This is a genomic window from Pseudoalteromonas sp. T1lg21 (assembly GCF_002964625.1).
GTDB lineage: Bacteria > Pseudomonadota > Gammaproteobacteria > Enterobacterales > Alteromonadaceae > Pseudoalteromonas > Pseudoalteromonas gelatinilytica.
Window position 1 is genome coordinate 93,697 of sequence record NZ_PQBX01000080.1, and the last position, 17,338, is coordinate 111,034.

Here is a 17,338-nt window from a genome sequence, read left to right on the forward strand (position 1 = left end):
AATAATAAAGTTTTATTTTTAACGTAAACCGCTGCCTTGTCGAGTAAATTATCAACGAAAATAAAAAAAGCCGCTAACTTAGCGGCTTTGTTGGTTGCGAAAATATGGGTTAACGTAGGTCGAAACGATCTAGCGTCATTACTTTAGTCCACGCTGCTACGAAGTCATCAACGAACTTCTGTTTAGCATCGTCAGAGGCATACACTTCAGCAATTGAACGTAGCTCTGAGTTTGAACCGAAGATTAAATCTACTGGTGTTGCTGTCCACTTAAGTTTGCCTGACTTACGGTCACGGCCTTCGTAAACACCTTCCTCAGAAGACTTAGACCACTTCGTTGACATATCTAATAGGTTAACGAAGAAGTCGTTGCTTAATGTGCCAGGTTTCTTCGTGAATACACCGTGTTTAGTTTGGTCAGTATTCGCGTTAAGGGCACGCATACCACCTAGTAGTGCAGTCATTTCTGGTACTGATAAGCTTAGTAAATCAGCACGTTCAACTAACATTTCAGCCGGTGATTTCCATGCTGAGCTGTAGTAGTTACGGAACGCATCTGCTGTTGGCTCAAGTACTTCGAATGATTCAACGTCAGTCATTTCTAATGACGCGTCCATACGACCTGGCTTAAATGGTACTGAGATAGAGAAACCCGCGTCGCTTGCTGCTTTTTCGATTGCAGCCGCACCACCAAGAACAATCATATCTGCGAGTGAAATTTCTTTACCGCCAGATGCATTTTTGTTGAACTTAGTTTGGATTTTCTCAAGTTTGCTAAGTACTTTAGCCACTTCTTTCGGGTTGTTTACCGGCCAATCTTTTTGCGGAGCAAAGCGAATACGTGCACCGTTTGCACCACCACGCATATCTGTGTCGCGGTAGCTTGCTGCTGATGCCCAAGCAACACGCACTAGTTCAGATACAGATAAACCTGAATCTAAGATGCTAGCTTTAAGTGACGCGATATCTTTGCTATCAACTAGTTTGTGGTCAACTGCAGGGATATAGTCTTGCCAAATTAATACTTCTTCTGGCACTAAGTCACCTAGGTAACGAGCACGTGGACCCATATCGCGGTGGTTTAGTTTGAACCATGCTTTAGCAAATGCCAGTTCGAACTCTTTCGGGTCGTTTAAGAAACGCTGTGAGATCTTACGGAACTCAGGATCTGCTTTTAACGCGATATCAGTTGTGAACATGATAGGCGCATGACGCTTACCTTTAATGTGCGCATCTGGCACTAGGTTAGACGCTTGACCATTTTCTGGGATCCACTGAGTCGCACCCGCAGGGCTCTTAGTTTTAACCCATTCAAAGTTGAATAAGTTTTGTAGGTAGTTGATTGACCAACGTGTTGGTGTCACTGTCCATGCACCTTCAAGACCTGAAGTGATGGTATCTTCTGAGTGACCTTTACCACATTTGTTTTTCCAACCTAAACCTTGCTCTTCAATACCTGCTGCTGCTGGCTCTTTGTCTAAACACGTCGCTTTTTTCGCTCCGTGTGCTTTACCAAAGCTGTGACCACCGGCGATTAGCGCAACGATTTCTTCATCGTTCATTGCCATACGGCCGAATGATAAACGAATGTCTTCTGCTGCTAGAAGTGGATCAGGGTTACCGTGAGGGCCTTCTGGGTTTACATAGATTAAGCCCATCTCAACTGCCGCTAATGGGCCTTTAAGTTTACCTTTTTTGTCACGACGTTCGTCAGTTAACATTTTGCCTTCAGGGCCCCAGTATACGTAATCTGGTTCCCAATCGTCTTCACGACCACCGGCATAACCGAATGTTTTGAAGCCCATTGACTCGAGTGCAACGTTACCTGTTAACGCCATTAAGTCAGCCCAAGAAATGCTGCGACCGTATTTTTGTTTAATAGGCCAAAGTAAACGACGCGCCTTATCAAGGTTCGCGTTATCAGGCCAGCTGTTTAATGGGTCGAAACGTTGTTGACCACCGCCTGCGCCACCACGACCATCAAAAGTACGGTAAGTACCTGATGCGTGCCACGCCATACGGATGAAGAACGGACCATAGTGACCGTAGTCAGCAGGCCACCAATCTTGAGAATCAGTTAATACTTTCTCAATATCAGCTTTCACTGCATTTAGGTCTAACTTTAAGAATTCTTTTTTGTAATCAAAGTAAGGACCCATAGGATCAGACTCTGCGCCATGGGCACGAAGTTGGCTAAGATCTAATTGCTCTGGCCACCAGAATTGGTTTGATTTGATGTCGTTTGTAGCTTGTACGCCTGTTGCCACCAACAGTGATACCGCAACAGCTACTTTAGACAAAGCTGAAGTTGATTTCTTAAACATTGTGTTGTCTCCAGTTAGAAGTTGGGTGAAATATAGTTATGTTCTGGTTAACTTTCCACTTACAAACTGGGGTTTAAATCGATTGATAAAATCGAAAAAATAGATGGTGTGATTGATTTTATAGAATAAAGCCAGCAAAAATGCTGGCTCTGGGGGAGGTGTGCAGTAAGCTTAAATTCAGCTTATTGCTTATTCTTCAATAAAGGGTACACCGTTTTTGATCCACTCAGCGGCTGGTTTGCCTTTTAAGTAATGATCAAAATATTCCATCATGCGTACTGAGAAATCCACTTGGTTAGGGAATTTCTTCAGGTGATGTGGTTCACCTTCGTATTGTAAGAAGGTGGCATCTTTACCCGCACGACGAAGCGCTAGGTAGTATTGAACACCTTCGTGCCATGGCACAGCATCATCTTTGTCGCCAAACATAATCAGAATTGGGGTATTCACTTTATCGGCGAAGAACACTGGTGAGTTTTCGATGTATAGCTCTGGGGCTTCGAATAACGTTTTACCAATGCGGCTTTGCCCTGTTTCGTATTGGAACTGACGCGCAAGACCTGATTTTAAGCGAATACCGCTGTATGCACTGGTCATGTTAGATACTGGCGCACCTGATACAACAGCCTTAAACATATCTGTTTGGGTGATCATAAAGGCACTTTGGTAGCCTGCCCATGAGTGACCTTGTAAACCAATTTTATCTGGATCAGCAATGCCTAAATCAATCAACTTTTGAGTGGCGTTGATCATCGTTTGGGTTGACGATTTGCCCGGATGACCAATTTCAAAACGGATATCAGGTAAGAAAATCGCATAACCATTTGAAGTAAACATCGGGAAGTTAGGACGATGATTTAATTCCATTTTCGGGAAGTCATACATGCGTTGGCTCATATAGCGGTAGAAGTACACAACCACTGGCACCTTATCGCCTTTTTTGTAGCCCGCAGGCTTAATTAATACGCCTTGTAAATCTTCACCATCAAACCCTTTGTAGCTAATAAGCTCAGGTTTTTCACCCCATGCAAAGTTGCTAATTTGTGGGTTTAGGTTGGTAACACGCTGTGGCTTTTTGAAGCTAAAATCAGCTTGGTAGTAATCAGGGAATTGCTGATATGTTTGTGCAGTAAAGAGATATTTGTCGGCATTTTTCGCCTTTTTCACTACATCATAGCGCTTTTTACCCGAAAGTACTTTACTTACTTTATTGCTTGATAAGTCGAGTTTTGCAATTTCAGTTTGCTTATCTTGCAGGTTAGTTGCGCTTAGTAATAATGTTTCGTCTTTGGCAAAGCCCACTTGGTCTTTATCTAGTTTAATAACACGATATTGGGTATTGCTTTCTTTACCTTGAGTTAGGCGTGTTGCCTTTTGTGTTGCGACATCAAAAGCCCAAATATCAAATTTACTGTAAACCAGCACTTGGCTGCTGTCGTTTAACCAACCTGCAAAACCATAACCCGGCTGAGGTGACGGGTAGTCATGTTTATCATCAGCAAAAATAGCGTTAATTGCTTTAGATAAGGTCGAAACCTTATTGTTACCTAAATCTTTAAGTTGCACTTGGCTGTCTTGGAAAAATGCCGCAAATTGACCATTTGGCGCAAGGCTTGGTCTAAACGGGTAGTCGCTGACGATAGCGGTTTGTTTACCGGTTTTAACATCAACACTGAAGTAATCTGCGTAGAAACCGCCATACATAACACGCTCTAGGTATGGAAGATCTGAATAACCTAATAGCGCTTCGCGATGAGTATTAAGCGAAACCTCAGGCATGTTTGGCGTGCTTAACTGCACAACGTGCTGACCGTTTACATGATATACCGCTTGGTAGTGACGAAGCTTATTTGTGCTGTTCCATTGCTGCTCTTCGCGAGGCTTAATTTCAGCGTCTTTATTGTGCCAAACGTTGAGGCCCTTTTGGTCGCGAATGGTATCGAAATCATATAAAGAAGCTTCATCTTTGTATTCTTTTGCGGCAACTTTTGCAGCGAGTTTAGGGTGGTTTTCAAAGTATAAACGAGCACCATCTTCAGACCATTTTAGCGATGCTGTTTTGCCAATAGTCCAGCTGCTATCTGCAGAGTGAATGGTTGAAAGCGCCCCGTTTTGTAAAAGCTGTAAGCTGTGGTCACGACGGCGTGTGTCATCATTAACGTAATTACCAATTAACAGCGCTGCGGTATTGCTGTTTGGTTGCCAAGCAATTTTATTTGCCACAACGCCCGGCTCATCAATCAGTACACTCGTTGCAAGTCATTATTAAGCGCAACTAATACAACTTGGTTGTCGGCACCATAGCTGTAGCTTTGGCTTGCTAATAACTGCTCACCGGTGCTGCTAATCGCATAGCTGAATACATTGTTTAGGGTGTGAGTGGTTTTGTCTTGAAGGTTAACAAGCACTAAATCAAAGCTTTTATCTTTTTTGTCTGGCTTTATTTCGCTGCTGTTTTCGTCTTTTTCTTCGCTGTCTTTTTTATCTGCTTTTTCTGCTTTCTTATCGAGTCGGTAAGCAAGCCATACACCATCATCCGATAATGCATAGTCTTTTACATCGTTAAAGGTTTGTTGCTCACCATTGTTAGTATTTACTAAAACAAGGTTGTTTTTTAGCTCGTCTTTTTTCTTGGTGGTTTCTTTTTCAAGTAGGGTTGGAACTTGAGTAAAAGCCACCCAGTTTGCTGCTTTATTAATAGTTGGGCGAGTACCGCGCTCAACGCTAGTTAGCAGGGTGTTATTGTTTAATGTATAAACCTGACCTTGTGCATTACCGCGATAAGGGTCGGCACTAAAGCTAAGAATTTGGCCATCTTCAGAAAGTTGGGTGCCTTTTGCGTATTTAAAATCAAACACGTCTTTAAATTGCAGAGCTTCTTTCGCACCAACCTGTGCACTACCAAGGCTTGTTACCAAGGCTAAGCTCAAAAGTGATAATTGCGCTTTCATTCATCTTTCTCGTTGTTTTTAAATTTACGCACCCAGTGTAGCGTTTTTAATAAACAATTCGAGTAGATACGATAAGTGGCGTGTTTGGGGAGGTGGAAGGGGAAAGTTGCTAGGGGAAAGTTGCTAGGGGAAAGTTTCGAGGGGAAAGGGGAAAGTTGTGAGAGGGGAGTTGGAATATGGGAGTTGTTAGGCTATAAGTAGAAATATGTTTTAAATAAGGATATTTAAAATGAAATTTGAAAACCTAGATGTTTGGAAGCGTTCTGCTACGTTAGCAATTGCAATTTTTCAACACTTTAAATCGAGTCGTGAATATTGCTTGAAAGACCAAATTAAGCGCTCTAGCTTGTCTATTTCATCGAATATAGCAGAGGGCTATGAGCGGATGTCTTCAAAGGATTGTGTGCGTTTTCTTTACTATGCAAAAGGAAGTTGTGGTGAGCTAAGATCACAGCTCTATATATCGCTTCAGGTTGGTGAGGTTAGCACTGAGGTGGCAAATAAATGGATAATAGAAACGCAGGAATTATCAATGATGTTAGCGGGCTTAATCAGAGCAATTAATAATGCGAATCAAAGGTAGTAGTTAGAAAAGGGAAAGTTAGAAAGCAGCTTGCTAACTTTACTCTTTCCCCTAGAAGCTCGCTAACTGTTTGGAATTCAATCTGATAGCTGACGGCTGACGGCTGAAGGCTGAAGGCTGACAGCTCCAAGTTTACTCTAGCAACTCGCTAACTTTACTCTTTCCCCTAGCAACTCACTACAACCAAATCTTTTGTAGTTCTGGCCATTGTTTTTCAAATTGTGCACTTGGTTTTGCTTTAAAGTCGCTGCGCACGAATTGGTTCATCTTACCTTCTACATAGGCGAGTAAGAAGTTGGCTAGGGTGGTTTCGTCTGACTGGAATGCTTTGCCTTCGCGTAGTTTGCGCTCGCGTAGCACTTGCTTGAACTGAGTTTCTAGCTTTTCAAATAAGCCTTGTACACGTTCACGTAAGCGCTCTTGTTCACCTTGTAAGGCATCACCGGTCAAAATGCGGGTAATGCCCGGGTTTTTCTCAGCGAAGGCTAACAATAACAGTAAAATATTGTACACACGTGTTTGGCTTTCTTTCTCATTTTCTAAAATGAGGTTAATGCGTGATAACAGGGTATCTTCAATAAACTCGATTAGGCCCTCAAACATCCGTGCTTTACTCGGGAAATGACGATATAACGCAGCTTCAGACACACCTACCTCAGCCGCGAGTTTTGCGGTTGTGATACGTTGACCTGGGCTGGTTTCTAACATTTGTGCGAGTGCTTGCAGAATCTGCTCTTTGCGATTACTTCTTTTTGTCGCAGGCATGACCATTCCTTTCTTATAATTTATTACTTGCGCTGTTGGGAGTCAGACAAGCCATTTTTTGTGCAAATGAGTGGCTTATGTTAATGTTTTATTCAGTTTCTTTCCAGCATTTTTACAAACGCTTGGCAAGCTCAGTCATCACGCTCATGGCCAAATCTTTTTTACTTCCCATTGCTAAATCTAGCTGCTCATTGTGCCAGAAAAGTGTTAAAGCATTATGATCAGAATTAAAGCCAAGACCTTCTTTTGATACATCATTTGCGCAGATCATATCGAGATTTTTGTTCTTTAATTTACCTTGAGCATAGCTTGCAACATCTTGAGTTTCTGCCGCAAAGCCAACGGTATAAGGGCGATTTTCGTTCAGTGCAGCGACGTTAGCGATGACGTCTGGGTTCTTAACTAAAGTGAGGGTCAGCTCATCGCCTTGCTTTTTCATCTTTTGCTCATGAATTGCAGCTGCACGGTAATCAGCCACTGCAGCACAGCCGATAAATGCATCTGATTGCACGGCTAGCTTCATTGAGGCAGCGAGTAATTGCTCAGCACTTTCTATATTAGTGAGCAGGGCATTAGCAGGTGCTTTAATTGTCACGGGACCTGAAATCAGGTTTACCTTTGCACCTAGCGCAAGCGCAGCCTCTGCAAGGGCATAGCCCATTTTGCCAGAGCTGTGATTAGAGATATAGCGAACTGGGTCAAGGGCTTCTCGGGTTGGTCCTGCAGTAATCGTGATGGTTTTGCCTGCAAGTAATGGCTCTACTTCAGGTTGTGTACAAAGCGCGACTAACTCATGAGGCTCTAACATGCGCCCTGCGCCTACATCACCACAGGCTTGCTCGCCTTTACCTGGGCCCCAAATAGCCACGCCACGTTCGCTAAGTGTGGCAAGATTTGCTTGTGTAGCAGGGTGGGCATACATTTGTTGGTTCATTGCAGGTGCAACCGCCACTTTTGCTGGGGTGGCGAGTAGTAGGGTCGTGAGTAAGTCATCCGCAATACCCATCGCCATTTTCGCTAAAATATTGCTGGTTGCAGGGGCAACTAAAATAATGTCTGCCCATTTGGCAAATTCGATATGACCCATCGCGGCTTCTGCTGCGGGGTCGAGTAATGAATCAGAAACAATTTCACCGCTAACTGCTTGCATAGTTAAAGGAGTAATAAAGTGTTTTGCTGAGTCGGTCATGACGACTTTTACTTCACAGCCTTGATCTTTTAAACGGCGAACAAGTTCTGCACATTTATAGGCTGCAATACCACCACTCATACCTAGCAGGATTTTTTTATTTACTGATTTTGTCATTACGTGAAATTTAACCTTTGTCGATATGGGCTAACGATAGCAAATCTTTACCGATAGCATGAAGTTTTCTTTTTTACTGACAGGCAAAAACTGGATTTTATAGTACAGTTTAATAAATGGAATAGTTGTTTTAAGGATGAAGCAATGCCATTAACCGATTTACCTTTATCAGCAAGGCCGCGGGAAAAGTTACTTGCCCAAGGTGCCAAAGCACTCTCAGATGCAGAGCTACTAGCGATATTTTTACGTACCGGTGTGCCGGGTATGAATGCCATTGAGCTGGCGGAGCATCTACTCAATATTAACAGCACGTTGCACGACTTATTTAATGCATCTGAGCAAGAGTTTTGCGCTCAAAAGGGTTTAGGATCTGCTAAATATGTACAGCTTCAAGCGGTACTTGAACTAAGCCGGCGCTATATGCTTGAGCAATGTAAGCGCGAAGCATTATTTAATTCACCGCAAGCTGTGTATGACTATTTAACTATTCAGTTGCGTGGCTTACAGCAAGAGGTATTTATGGTGCTGTACTTAGATAGTCAAAACCAGCTAATTAAAGACGAAGTACTTTTTTACGGCACTATAAATGCCGCATCTGTATACCCACGCGAAGTGGTTAAAGCAGCACTACGTAATAATGCGGCGGCACTGATACTTGCTCATAATCACCCAAGTGGAGTTGCTGAGCCTAGTCAGGCTGATAAATTGATCACCACTAAATTGCAGCAAGCTTTAGCCTTAATCGATATAAATGTGCTGGATCACATCATTGTGGGTGGTGAAAATTGTGTGTCGTTTGCCGAAAGAGGGCTTATATAAAGCCTGATAGCTTAGAGAGTGTGTTAAAAATGAGCAGTTTAGGCTGATTTTAGAAATTAGTTTAATTTAAATGCAGTTTTTACTTTCCCTAAGGGCTTTCGATCATTATAATTAGCCGCTATCAAATTTACACATGAGCTGATTGGATAAGATCTGTTACTTGATCTTTGCCTGTATAAGCTGTATAAAGAGCGCCCTTCGATTTATCCCGGGGCACAAATACTGGCCTAAGGGAAAATTAAGCTCGAGCGAAGTTATTGGAGATATATAGACATGTCTAAAGTATGTCAAGTTACAGGTAAGCGTCCAGCGGTTGGTAACCACCGTTCACACGCGAGAAACGCGACTAAACGTCGTTTCCTACCTAACCTACAAACTCACCGTTTTTGGGTTGAAAGTGAAAAACGTTTTGTAACACTACGCACTACTACTAAAGGTATGCGTATTATCGATAAAAAAGGCATCGACGCGGTTCTTACAGAAATCCGTGCTCGTGGCGAAAAAGTTTAAGGAACTGAATCATGCGCGATAAGATCCGTTTAGTTTCAACTGCTGGTACTGGTTTTTTCTACACTACCGACAAGAACAAGCGTAACATGCCTGAAAAAATGGAAATCAAAAAATACGATCCTAAAGCTCGTAAACACGTGATTTTCAAAGAAGCTAAAATCAAGTAATTTTAGTTTTCAGAATTTCAAAAACCCAGCCTCGGCTGGGTTTTTTGTTTTTAGCGTTTAGAAATTTTTATTAGAGCAGAATATCTAGTTTGGTTTGCTGTTTTATCTTGCTTAATTATCAATCTAAGCGTAAAATGCGCGCTCATTTCGGCTTATTAAATTTAATTCCTTGCCTTAAACCGACTGGCCGAAACGGTAGAAGGCTCTATTAACCGTAAGGAATATCCATGCGTCATTACGAAATCGTATTCATGGTTCACCCTGATCAGAGTGAGCAAGTACCTGGTATGATCGAACGTTATACTGGTTCTATCACTGAAGCTGGTGGTACTATCCACCGTCTTGAAGACTGGGGCCGTCGTCAATTGGCTTACCCAATCGACAAGCTTCACAAAGCTCATTATGTTCTTATGAACGTTGAAGCACCTACTGAAGTAATCAGCGAGCTAGAAACTACTTTCCGCTACAACGATGCAGTGCTTCGTAACTTAGTTATGCGTACTAAAGACGCTGTAACTGAAGCATCTCCTCTTGCGAAAGAAGAGAAGAAAGAAGCACCAGCTGCTTAATCGTTTTGAGTTCAAGCATGGCGCTTGCAGTTGAGACAAAAAGATGAGCCAACCGCTTAATCCTTATATGAATCAGCTGACACTATCTGGGGTTGTTTGTAAAACCCCAAAATATAGTCAAAGCCCTGCTGGTATACCGCATTGTATTTTTGTTCTTGAACATAAATCGATGCAAGTTGAAGCAGACCTTAACCGTAATAGTTATGTCAGGCTTCAAGTTGTTGCCAGCGGCACGCCAATGCAACAACAGACTCAACAATTGCACGTTGGGCAACAAGTGCAAGTGACGGGGTTTTTAAACCGTCACGAAGGCCGAAACGGCTTAAGCCAATTGGTCTTGCATGCTCAACATATAGAAAGAATTTTTTGAGGAATTTTACTCATGGCACGTTATTTCAGACGTCGTAAGTTCTGCCGCTTTAAAGCGGAAGGCGTACAACAAATCGATTATAAAGATCTAGCTACTCTTAGAAACTATGTTACAGAAAGTGGCAAAATCGTACCTAGCCGTATCACAGGTACTAGCGCTAAATATCAGCGTCAGCTAGCAACTGCTATCAAGCGTGCTCGCTACTTAGCCCTTCTTCCATACACTGACTTACATAAGTAAGCAGCGGATTAACAGTTTTTAAAAGGTGTAGAGACATGCAAGTTATTCTACTAGACAAGATCGCAAACCTAGGTGGCCTAGGTGACCAGGTTGTAGTTAAATCTGGCTTCGCACGTAACTTCCTTTTCCCACAAGGTAAGGCAGTTCCTGCAACTAAAGCTAACATCGAAACTTTCGAAGCACGTCGTGCTGATTTAGAAGCTAAGATCGCTGAAGATCTAGCTGCTGCTCAAGCTCGCGCTGACAAGTTAGAAGCATTAGCTGAAGTTACACTAGTTTCTAAAGCTGGTGACGAAGGCAAGTTATTCGGTTCTATCGGTACTCGCGACATCGCTGAAGCTATTTCAGCTGTTGGCGTTGAAGTTGCTAAATCAGAAGTTCGTTTACCTCTAGGTACTATCCGTGAGACTGGCGAATTTGACGTAGCAATCGCAGTACACTCAGACGTATCGGCTACTATCAAAGTAATCGTTATCGCTGAAGCTTAATAGCAATATTAAGTAAAAAAAGCCGCGCTTATGTGCGGCTTTTTTGTGCCTGAAATTTATGAATTGTAGCGTTTTGTACCACTATGAGTTCATCGTTACTCATTCAATAGTACTGGTTTCTAAATTTAAAACACATAAATACCAATCCTATAATCTTACCTATTTTACAAACAGACGTTCTTTTTTCTTAATTTTATTTTTCTTATTAGTATAATCGAATGAGTAAAAGTAAATTGGTTAAAATTGACACTGACAACGCTGTCATTTATATTGTGCTGGTTAAAAAGTATTAAGGGGTTGAGGTTGAAAAGTGCATTAGTACCACATGGAATGGGTAAACAAACAGGCTTTACATTAGTAGAAATTCTTATCGTGATCGCTATTTTAGGGATTCTGTATAGCGTAGCACTGCCTGCATACACTGAGCACATGCAACGTAGTCGCCGTGCTGATATTCAACAAGAGTTACTGCAATACAGCGCCAGTCTTGAACGTATTTATTCACGAAATGGTGGCTATCCCAATGCATTTGCAACTCAAAATACTGACTATTACACCTTTACTTACACAGCAACAGATAAAGTATCAGGTGCTGTAAACGATTTTAAAAATCGTGGCTACAGTTTAAAAGCCGCTCCTAAATCGGGCTCGGCGCAAGCAAGTGATCGCTGTGGAGACTTAACCGTTAAACATGATGGTAGTTACAGCGCTTCATTTACTGATTGCTGGGAGTAACACTTTTGCGTCGAATTGCAGGGTTTACCTTAATTGAGTTAATGGTTGTGCTGAGTGTTATTGGCATTATGGCAGCTGTGGCTTTTCCGTCTTTTAGCCAACAAATCTTGCAAGATCGCGTCGTAACTACTGCAAATCAATTAAATAGTGCTTATAAATTTGCACGTAGTGAGGCGGTCAAGCGCGACAAACCTATCAATCTGGTTGTTAATAATAGTAGCTGGCAAGTGACCCTCAACGAGGGGGGCGTAGACACGGTTTTAAAAGAATTTTCGGTCACTAAAAGCGGAGTTACCGTCAACTTAGTCGCATTAGCCATTAGTGCCAGTGGCGAAGTTGATAAACAAGCTGAAATTTTAGTGAAAGATGAACACACAAACACCACAGATTACGTGATGTGTGTGCTTAAAAGTGGCCAAAACTGGTTAGTAGAAAATTCACAGCGAGGATGTGCATGAATAAGCAGGCAGGCTTTTCATTATTAGAAGTGATGATTTCAGTGGTGATCGCTGGCATCGCATTATTAGGCTTGGCGGCAGCGCAGCTAAAATCGCTGCAATATGCAACTAATAGCTTTAATTACACCGTGTCACTCATTCAAGGTCAAAACACCATTGAGCGTTTGTGGCCGCGTATTTGTGAAATTCAAAAAACTAATACCGCACTTTTCCAAGATGCGACGTTTAGAGCTTCGCTCGCGCCGCAAGTGAGTGATTATCAACTGACCATCCCTGCAATTTACAGTAATGACATGCAAATTAATGTGGCTTGGGTTGATAAACGCATGACAGACAATGCAGAAAATCAAATTAGTCTAAATGCCAGTTTTCCTGATTTAACGGCGGTATGCTCATGAACAAACGCGTTCAGGGTTTTACCTTAGTTGAACTGATGGTGGCATTGGCAGCCGGGGCTTTTTTATTAGCGGGAGTGAGCTTGTCGTACTCAGCGATTAAAAGCACGATTGAAGTGAGTAAAGAGCTTGAAAACGCGCAAGAAGTGATCCGTTATACCAGCAAAGTATTCAACCGCAGCATTAAGCAAACACAACTAACACCGACCATCAGTGCAGATAAAAGCACGATTACCATTACTCAACCTAGCGGGGTGATTGCTTGTGATGGCTCTGCAACAACAGCGCAGGTGGTTGAGGTCTATAGCTTAAATGGCAGTAACTTAATGTGTTCACTTGATGGTGCTGCCTCAGAGCGGTTACTCACAGGTATCGAAACGCTGAGTTTTAGTATCGCTGGTGAACTTGTCACTGTGAGTGTGAAGCCAAATGACTTACCTGCGCAGTTTGGTAATGGTATTAACATTGATATTGCCTTAACCAATGCAATATTAGTCAAAGCATACGGAGCTGGCGGTGTCTAACAAGCAAGGTGGTTTTACCCTAATAACAGTGTTGATCTTGACCAGTATGGCCAGCATCGTGGTGCTAAGTTCGCTGCGTGAAAACATTGTTCAAGAGCGCTTAAGTGGTAACTTTCAAAAGAAATTAAACAGTCGCTTAATGGCTGAAAAAGGTGTGTTTGAACAAGCTAAGTTATTACAACAAACCTTGAATGAGGAAGGTGTATTAGCGGTTGAAGATTTGATCAGTAAAACCAGTAATGCATCGGGCTCAGGTGTGATTGCTGATGATGCCATTTTTAATGCCAGTTTAAGTAAGAATGCTGCTGGTGAGCTTGAAATTGCAAGCCTTGGTCAACGATTTGATGGTGATGCACAAAGTAATTTAGTCGCCCGTTTTGCTGTACAAGGCGCGAAAGGCAGCTCGATTTTCACTAATGCGATGGTGGGCTGTAAAGGGGTTAATCTGTCGGGGAGTGGTAGTATCGATAGCTACGATTCTAGCAAAGGCACGTACGAAGAAACTAAGTCGAATGATGGTGATGTTTCAACGATTGCTGGCGACTCAGACGTGGTGCTATCAGGTCATTCACCGATTAAGGGGGATGTAAAAGCGACCGGGGTTATCTACTTAAATGGTTCATCACCAATTATTGGTAATATCCATTCAAATACCGGTGTTTATATCTCTCCTGGCAGCGGTTTACGTGTAGACGGTAATGTCTATACCCGAGGTTATTATACCCATCGTGGCGGCACAGTTTCTGGTGTGGTGCGAGCCAATGGGGATGCGAAAATGCAGTGGTCAACATTCATTACGAATAGCCAAGGCGAAGCGCTGGATATTATGTATGGTGGCTCTGGCGATTTTAAAGATACCTACAATAATCAACAAGATGGTGTGCACTACAGTGATAGTAAGTTTAATGTAAACCCGAATGTTGAACCGATTACTGTTGCTGACCCAACAGCACCCGATTATGACCCTACAAACCCAGATACCAGTTGCGACCCGTTAATTTTGCCAGAGAAAATGACAGACATCACAGACCAAGTGAGCAGTTATAGTTCTGTTTCGATTGGTCCTACGCAACAATTTAAACTTAATACTGAAAAGGGCTTTTTTAGTAGCGGTGGTAGCCAAGTAATTTTGCCAAGCCTTGCCGATGTTTTCTTGTTTAACTCTAAAGCGCAAAACCAAGCCAATGGCAGTAACAGTAAAGAGTATATTTTTGCACTTGATAGACTCAAGATGACCAGTGACGGCAAAATGGAGGTCTCTGGTGGTGATGTTATTTTACTGATTGATGGCGACTTTTCGATGGAAGGGGATACCAGCCTAACAATTAAAAAAGACAGTAGCTTAACGGTGTTATTAACCGGAAAAGTTAATATTGGCGCAGGCGCAAAAGTTATTACTGAGCAAGAAGGCTTAACCACCAGTGGTCATCCGTCGTTATCATTCTACTCATCATTTAATGGTGTGAATGGGGTGCAGTTTAGTGGTGCTGCGAATTTATATGCAGCTATTTATGCACCTCTGACAACGGTGAAACTATCGGGCAGTGGTGAGCTGTTTGGTAGTGTACGTGGCTCAACAATTACCGCAACAGGGGGCAGTGGTGCTCATTATGATGCGGGTTTACTACAAGTACAAAATGGCGGCACGCCTGCTTCTTCGGCACGTATCGTATTTTTAGGTTGGAGCTACAAAACTGCAGAAACAACTGAAGAAGAAAGCGACGCATCCCCTGCCGAATAACGCAAATCCCCAAATAAAATTGTGTAAGCTCAATTATTTGTAGCTTACACAAAAAAAATTAATTTCATTTAAACCTTTTGAATCCCTCCTTACGTCTAATACACTAAATTCACAACAATAATCATAAAGGACAACATCCAGGATGTTGATAGATGCAGAACAAGCGTTCGCCCAGCAAAGTGAGCATGCCTTGATAGAGCGCGTAAAAAGCGGTGATCAAGCAGCCTATGCAACACTTTATGAGTTGCATGTGAAGCGGGTTTATAGCCTTTGTTTGCGATTACTTGCAGACAAAGAGCACGCCGAAGATGCAACACAAGAAGTGTTTGTACAGTTGTGGCACAAAATCGCGAACTTTGATGGACGCTCACAATTTTCGACTTGGTTACACAGTGTTACCAGCAATATTGCGATTAGCTACATTCGCAAACATAAAAGCTGGTTTCAAAAAGTAGTGAGTTTTGAACAAAGCGGTATGGATGAGCAAAGCGCAGCAGATTGTGACGGCTTTAACGGCCTCGATAAATTAGTACTGAGACTACCTGAGCGAGCACGTATGGTGTTTGTGCTCCATGCCATTGAAGGTTATCGCCATGAAGAGATAGCAAGCATGCTTGATATGGCGGTCGGTTCTAGTAAATCGCAATTTCACCGTGCAAGGCAGTTATTAAAAGAGTGGTATGAAAATGAGTAAGCCAGAATTTGAACAATTTTTAAATGACTCGCTTAACCAGCAGCAAGATATTAGCCCTGATAAAGATCTTTGGCCGGGGATTGAGCGAGCAATTGCAACAGGGCAAACACAGCAAGCTGATAAGCCAACGCATGGTTGGAATAAACTCGCAGCTATCGCCGCTTGTTGTATAGCAGCACTTTTGACCGTACAGCTTTTTGTTGGCCAAGGCGAGTCAAACAGTATGATGGCAATGAGCGATTATTTTACCAAGCAAAAGCAAGGTTTGTTGGTGCAGTATCAAAATCAACCTGCGTTAACCGATAACTGGCAGCAACAACTAAAAGAGTTAGAAGAAGCCGAAAGTGCCATTAAGCAAGCACTTGAGAATGAACCTGAAAACCCGGCTTTATTACAAATGCTATCGCAGATTTATCAGCAACAACTGGACTTAATTAACAAGGTGCATGCACCGAAGTGGCAAACGATTTAGGAGTGACAATTATGAAATTACTAGCCTTAACTTTAGGATTACTGCCACTGATGGCAATGGCAGGACAAACCATTAATGAACAAATTGATGTACCTGCAAATAAACGCATTTTTATTGAAAACCAACGTGGTGATGTTCGCATTGAAGGGTGGGATAAACCACTACTTAAAATCGAAGGTGAGCTTGACGATAAAGCACAAGGCTATCGTTTAGAGGTTGAAGGCAGCCGTGTTGAATTTATCGTAAAAATGCCGCGCAACTTAGGTGGCTGGAATAGTGGTGATGGCTCTCGCTTAACCATTTATATGCCAAAAAGCAGTGAGCTTGAATTTGCTGGGGTGAATGTCACGGTTAGTGCCAAAGAGCTTGAAGCCGGCGCAGAGATCGATACCGTTAACGGTGATATCACAGTGCAAAATATTAGCGGTAACATGAGTTTTGAAACGGTCAATGGTGATGTGAATGCCCACGACCTGAACGGTGATATTCGCTTTGAAACAGTCAATGGTGAAATTAACGATAAGAACTCGCAAGGTGCTTTACGCTTTACCGCGGTGAATGGCGACATTAAGTCAAAGACCAAAGCGCAAGATGTGCGCCTTGAAAACGTAAACGGTGATATCGACTTTGCTTTTGATGCAATTAAAAAACTACGTATCAATACCGTTAACGGTGAAGCTGAAGTTCACATCAGTAAGCTGATTGAAGATGCTAATATTCGTTTTGAATCAGTCAGTGGTGACGCCGAGTTTTACTTCCCAGCTGATGTATCGGCAAAGTTTGAAATTGAAGCTCATGCTAACGGCAAAATCGTTAATGAGCTAAGCGATGACAAAGCAACGAAGGCGAAATACGGCCCATCTAGCGACTTAGAATTTAGTATTAACGGTGGGGATGCTGATATCGAAATGGATACCATTAGCGGACGCATTGAACTTCGTAAACAGAAATAACGATTACAGTTCACTCAATTACAATATTTCACTCAATTACAATAAAGCGGGAAGACTTCCCGCTTATACCAATCGTGTTAAGTTGTTGGTCTTAAATAGCGACAGATAAATGAAGTGATAACAAGGCAGAAATTTTGACATGTAGTTACTCTACTTTAGACATTTCTAACGCAGTTAGCGCTTTATTTAGCACGCTAGAATGACCAAATATTTAAGTCGATTGGTATTAACTATTTGCACAGCCTTAGCAAGTCGATAGAATAGAGCCATTCAAT

The 17,338-nt window shown here is 42.3% G+C and carries 19 protein-coding genes and 1 pseudogene; 16 read left to right on the plus strand and 4 right to left on the minus strand.

Translation table 11 applies throughout. The annotated features are described in order from the left end of the window. Nucleotides 1-109: 109 nt before the first annotated feature. The gene (katG, locus tag C2M25_RS21450) at nucleotides 110-2,323 is read right to left on the minus strand and encodes a catalase/peroxidase HPI (RefSeq protein WP_063699846.1); all 2,214 of its coding nucleotides are present in this window, start codon (nucleotides 2,321-2,323) and stop codon (nucleotides 110-112) included. A gap of 189 nt (nucleotides 2,324-2,512) precedes the next feature. After that, a pseudogene (locus C2M25_RS21455) lies at nucleotides 2,513-5,274 on the minus strand (prolyl oligopeptidase family serine peptidase). A gap of 229 nt (nucleotides 5,275-5,503) precedes the next feature. On the opposite strand from C2M25_RS21455, the gene C2M25_RS21460 reads away from it, so the two are divergent. Beyond that, entirely contained in the window at nucleotides 5,504-5,857 is a 354-nt protein-coding gene (locus C2M25_RS21460) for a four helix bundle protein (protein WP_063699841.1), read from the plus strand. Nucleotides 5,858-6,034: 177 nt separating this feature from the next. On the opposite strand, the gene slmA is transcribed toward C2M25_RS21460, so the two are convergent. Next, complete coding sequence (gene slmA / locus C2M25_RS21465; protein WP_063699831.1) at nucleotides 6,035-6,622, minus strand: nucleoid occlusion factor SlmA; 588 nt, start codon at nucleotides 6,620-6,622, stop codon at nucleotides 6,035-6,037. A gap of 112 nt (nucleotides 6,623-6,734) precedes the next feature. Then, nucleotides 6,735-7,928 (minus strand): bifunctional phosphopantothenoylcysteine decarboxylase/phosphopantothenate--cysteine ligase CoaBC, encoded by a 1,194-nt coding sequence (coaBC, locus tag C2M25_RS21470; protein WP_105182095.1) that lies wholly within the window; start codon nucleotides 7,926-7,928, stop codon nucleotides 6,735-6,737. 144 nt (nucleotides 7,929-8,072) lie between these two features. On the opposite strand from coaBC, the gene radC reads away from it, so the two are divergent. From radC to C2M25_RS21545, 15 genes are all read left to right on the plus strand, one after another. Beyond that, nucleotides 8,073-8,747 (plus strand): RadC family protein, encoded by a 675-nt coding sequence (radC, locus tag C2M25_RS21475; RefSeq protein WP_105174939.1) that lies wholly within the window; start codon nucleotides 8,073-8,075, stop codon nucleotides 8,745-8,747. Nucleotides 8,748-9,020: 273 nt separating this feature from the next. After that, entirely contained in the window at nucleotides 9,021-9,257 is a 237-nt protein-coding gene (gene rpmB / locus C2M25_RS21480; protein WP_036973115.1) for a 50S ribosomal protein L28, read from the plus strand. 11 nt (nucleotides 9,258-9,268) lie between these two features. Next, the gene (rpmG, locus tag C2M25_RS21485) at nucleotides 9,269-9,424 is read left to right on the plus strand and encodes a 50S ribosomal protein L33 (protein ID WP_022946036.1); all 156 of its coding nucleotides are present in this window, start codon (nucleotides 9,269-9,271) and stop codon (nucleotides 9,422-9,424) included. Between the two features lie 227 nt (nucleotides 9,425-9,651). After that, nucleotides 9,652-9,993 carry a 30S ribosomal protein S6 gene (rpsF, locus tag C2M25_RS21490; RefSeq protein ID WP_036973113.1) on the plus strand — a complete coding sequence of 114 codons (342 nt, stop codon included), beginning with the start codon at nucleotides 9,652-9,654 and terminating at the stop codon, nucleotides 9,991-9,993. Nucleotides 9,994-10,060: 67 nt separating this feature from the next. Then, on the plus strand, nucleotides 10,061-10,363 hold the full coding sequence (gene priB, locus C2M25_RS21495; protein ID WP_036973732.1) for a primosomal replication protein N: 303 nt from the start codon (nucleotides 10,061-10,063) through the stop codon (nucleotides 10,361-10,363). Between the two features lie 12 nt (nucleotides 10,364-10,375). After that, the gene (rpsR, locus tag C2M25_RS21500; protein ID WP_002962753.1) at nucleotides 10,376-10,603 is read left to right on the plus strand and encodes a 30S ribosomal protein S18; all 228 of its coding nucleotides are present in this window, start codon (nucleotides 10,376-10,378) and stop codon (nucleotides 10,601-10,603) included. A gap of 35 nt (nucleotides 10,604-10,638) precedes the next feature. Next, entirely contained in the window at nucleotides 10,639-11,091 is a 453-nt protein-coding gene (rplI, locus tag C2M25_RS21505) for a 50S ribosomal protein L9 (protein ID WP_054554192.1), read from the plus strand. A 303-nt stretch (nucleotides 11,092-11,394) separates the two neighbouring features. Then, nucleotides 11,395-11,826, plus strand: a complete 432-nt coding sequence (locus C2M25_RS21510) for a type IV pilin protein (RefSeq protein WP_325051056.1) — start codon at nucleotides 11,395-11,397, stop codon at nucleotides 11,824-11,826. Nucleotides 11,827-11,831: 5 nt separating this feature from the next. Beyond that, a complete protein-coding gene (locus tag C2M25_RS21515) occupies nucleotides 11,832-12,284 on the plus strand; it encodes a GspH/FimT family pseudopilin (protein WP_082873944.1) in 453 nt (150 codons plus the stop codon). Further along, nucleotides 12,281-12,682 carry a type IV pilus modification PilV family protein gene (locus C2M25_RS21520; RefSeq protein WP_105182096.1) on the plus strand — a complete coding sequence of 134 codons (402 nt, stop codon included), beginning with the start codon at nucleotides 12,281-12,283 and terminating at the stop codon, nucleotides 12,680-12,682. The genes C2M25_RS21515 and C2M25_RS21520 overlap by 4 nt, the downstream gene beginning before the upstream one ends. Continuing rightward, a complete protein-coding gene (locus C2M25_RS21525; protein WP_229677644.1) occupies nucleotides 12,679-13,203 on the plus strand; it encodes a prepilin-type N-terminal cleavage/methylation domain-containing protein in 525 nt (174 codons plus the stop codon). The genes C2M25_RS21520 and C2M25_RS21525 overlap by 4 nt, the downstream gene beginning before the upstream one ends. After that, nucleotides 13,196-14,944: a DUF7305 domain-containing protein gene (locus C2M25_RS21530; protein ID WP_234003627.1), complete on the plus strand. Its 1,749-nt coding sequence runs from the start codon at nucleotides 13,196-13,198 to the stop codon at nucleotides 14,942-14,944. The genes C2M25_RS21525 and C2M25_RS21530 overlap by 8 nt, the downstream gene beginning before the upstream one ends. Before the next feature lie 142 nt (nucleotides 14,945-15,086). Then, nucleotides 15,087-15,638, plus strand: coding sequence for an RNA polymerase sigma factor (locus C2M25_RS21535; RefSeq protein WP_054554197.1), 552 nt, complete (start codon nucleotides 15,087-15,089; stop codon nucleotides 15,636-15,638). Further along, entirely contained in the window at nucleotides 15,625-16,110 is a 486-nt protein-coding gene (locus C2M25_RS21540; protein WP_082873943.1) for a hypothetical protein, read from the plus strand. The genes C2M25_RS21535 and C2M25_RS21540 overlap by 14 nt, the downstream gene beginning before the upstream one ends. An 11-nt stretch (nucleotides 16,111-16,121) precedes the next feature. Then, entirely contained in the window at nucleotides 16,122-17,063 is a 942-nt protein-coding gene (locus C2M25_RS21545; RefSeq protein WP_063699819.1) for a DUF4097 family beta strand repeat-containing protein, read from the plus strand. The last annotated feature ends 275 nt before the right edge of the window (nucleotides 17,064-17,338 follow it).

Excerpts from the sequence above, each read along its gene's own strand:
- C2M25_RS21535 (WP_054554197.1), top strand. The coding sequence starts at position 15,087 with ATGTTGATAGATGCAGAACAAGCGTTCGCCCAGCAAAGTGAGCATGCC.
- C2M25_RS21540 (WP_082873943.1), top strand. The coding sequence starts at position 15,625 with ATGAAAATGAGTAAGCCAGAATTTGAACAATTTTTAAATGACTCGCTT.
- rplI (WP_054554192.1), top strand. The coding sequence starts at position 10,639 with ATGCAAGTTATTCTACTAGACAAGATCGCAAACCTAGGTGGCCTAGGT.
- coaBC (WP_105182095.1), bottom strand. The coding sequence starts at position 7,928 with ATGACAAAATCAGTAAATAAAAAAATCCTGCTAGGTATGAGTGGTGGT.
- C2M25_RS21460 (WP_063699841.1), top strand. The coding sequence starts at position 5,504 with ATGAAATTTGAAAACCTAGATGTTTGGAAGCGTTCTGCTACGTTAGCA.
- priB (WP_036973732.1), top strand. The coding sequence starts at position 10,061 with ATGAATCAGCTGACACTATCTGGGGTTGTTTGTAAAACCCCAAAATAT.
- rpsR (WP_002962753.1), top strand. The coding sequence starts at position 10,376 with ATGGCACGTTATTTCAGACGTCGTAAGTTCTGCCGCTTTAAAGCGGAA.
- C2M25_RS21520 (WP_105182096.1), top strand. The coding sequence starts at position 12,281 with ATGAATAAGCAGGCAGGCTTTTCATTATTAGAAGTGATGATTTCAGTG.
- rpmB (WP_036973115.1), top strand. The coding sequence starts at position 9,021 with ATGTCTAAAGTATGTCAAGTTACAGGTAAGCGTCCAGCGGTTGGTAAC.
- C2M25_RS21525 (WP_229677644.1), top strand. The coding sequence starts at position 12,679 with ATGAACAAACGCGTTCAGGGTTTTACCTTAGTTGAACTGATGGTGGCA.
- rpmG (WP_022946036.1), top strand. The coding sequence starts at position 9,269 with ATGCGCGATAAGATCCGTTTAGTTTCAACTGCTGGTACTGGTTTTTTC.
- slmA (WP_063699831.1), bottom strand. The coding sequence starts at position 6,622 with ATGCCTGCGACAAAAAGAAGTAATCGCAAAGAGCAGATTCTGCAAGCA.
- rpsF (WP_036973113.1), top strand. The coding sequence starts at position 9,652 with ATGCGTCATTACGAAATCGTATTCATGGTTCACCCTGATCAGAGTGAG.
- katG (WP_063699846.1), bottom strand. The coding sequence starts at position 2,323 with ATGTTTAAGAAATCAACTTCAGCTTTGTCTAAAGTAGCTGTTGCGGTA.
- radC (WP_105174939.1), top strand. The coding sequence starts at position 8,073 with ATGCCATTAACCGATTTACCTTTATCAGCAAGGCCGCGGGAAAAGTTA.
- C2M25_RS21545 (WP_063699819.1), top strand. The coding sequence starts at position 16,122 with ATGAAATTACTAGCCTTAACTTTAGGATTACTGCCACTGATGGCAATG.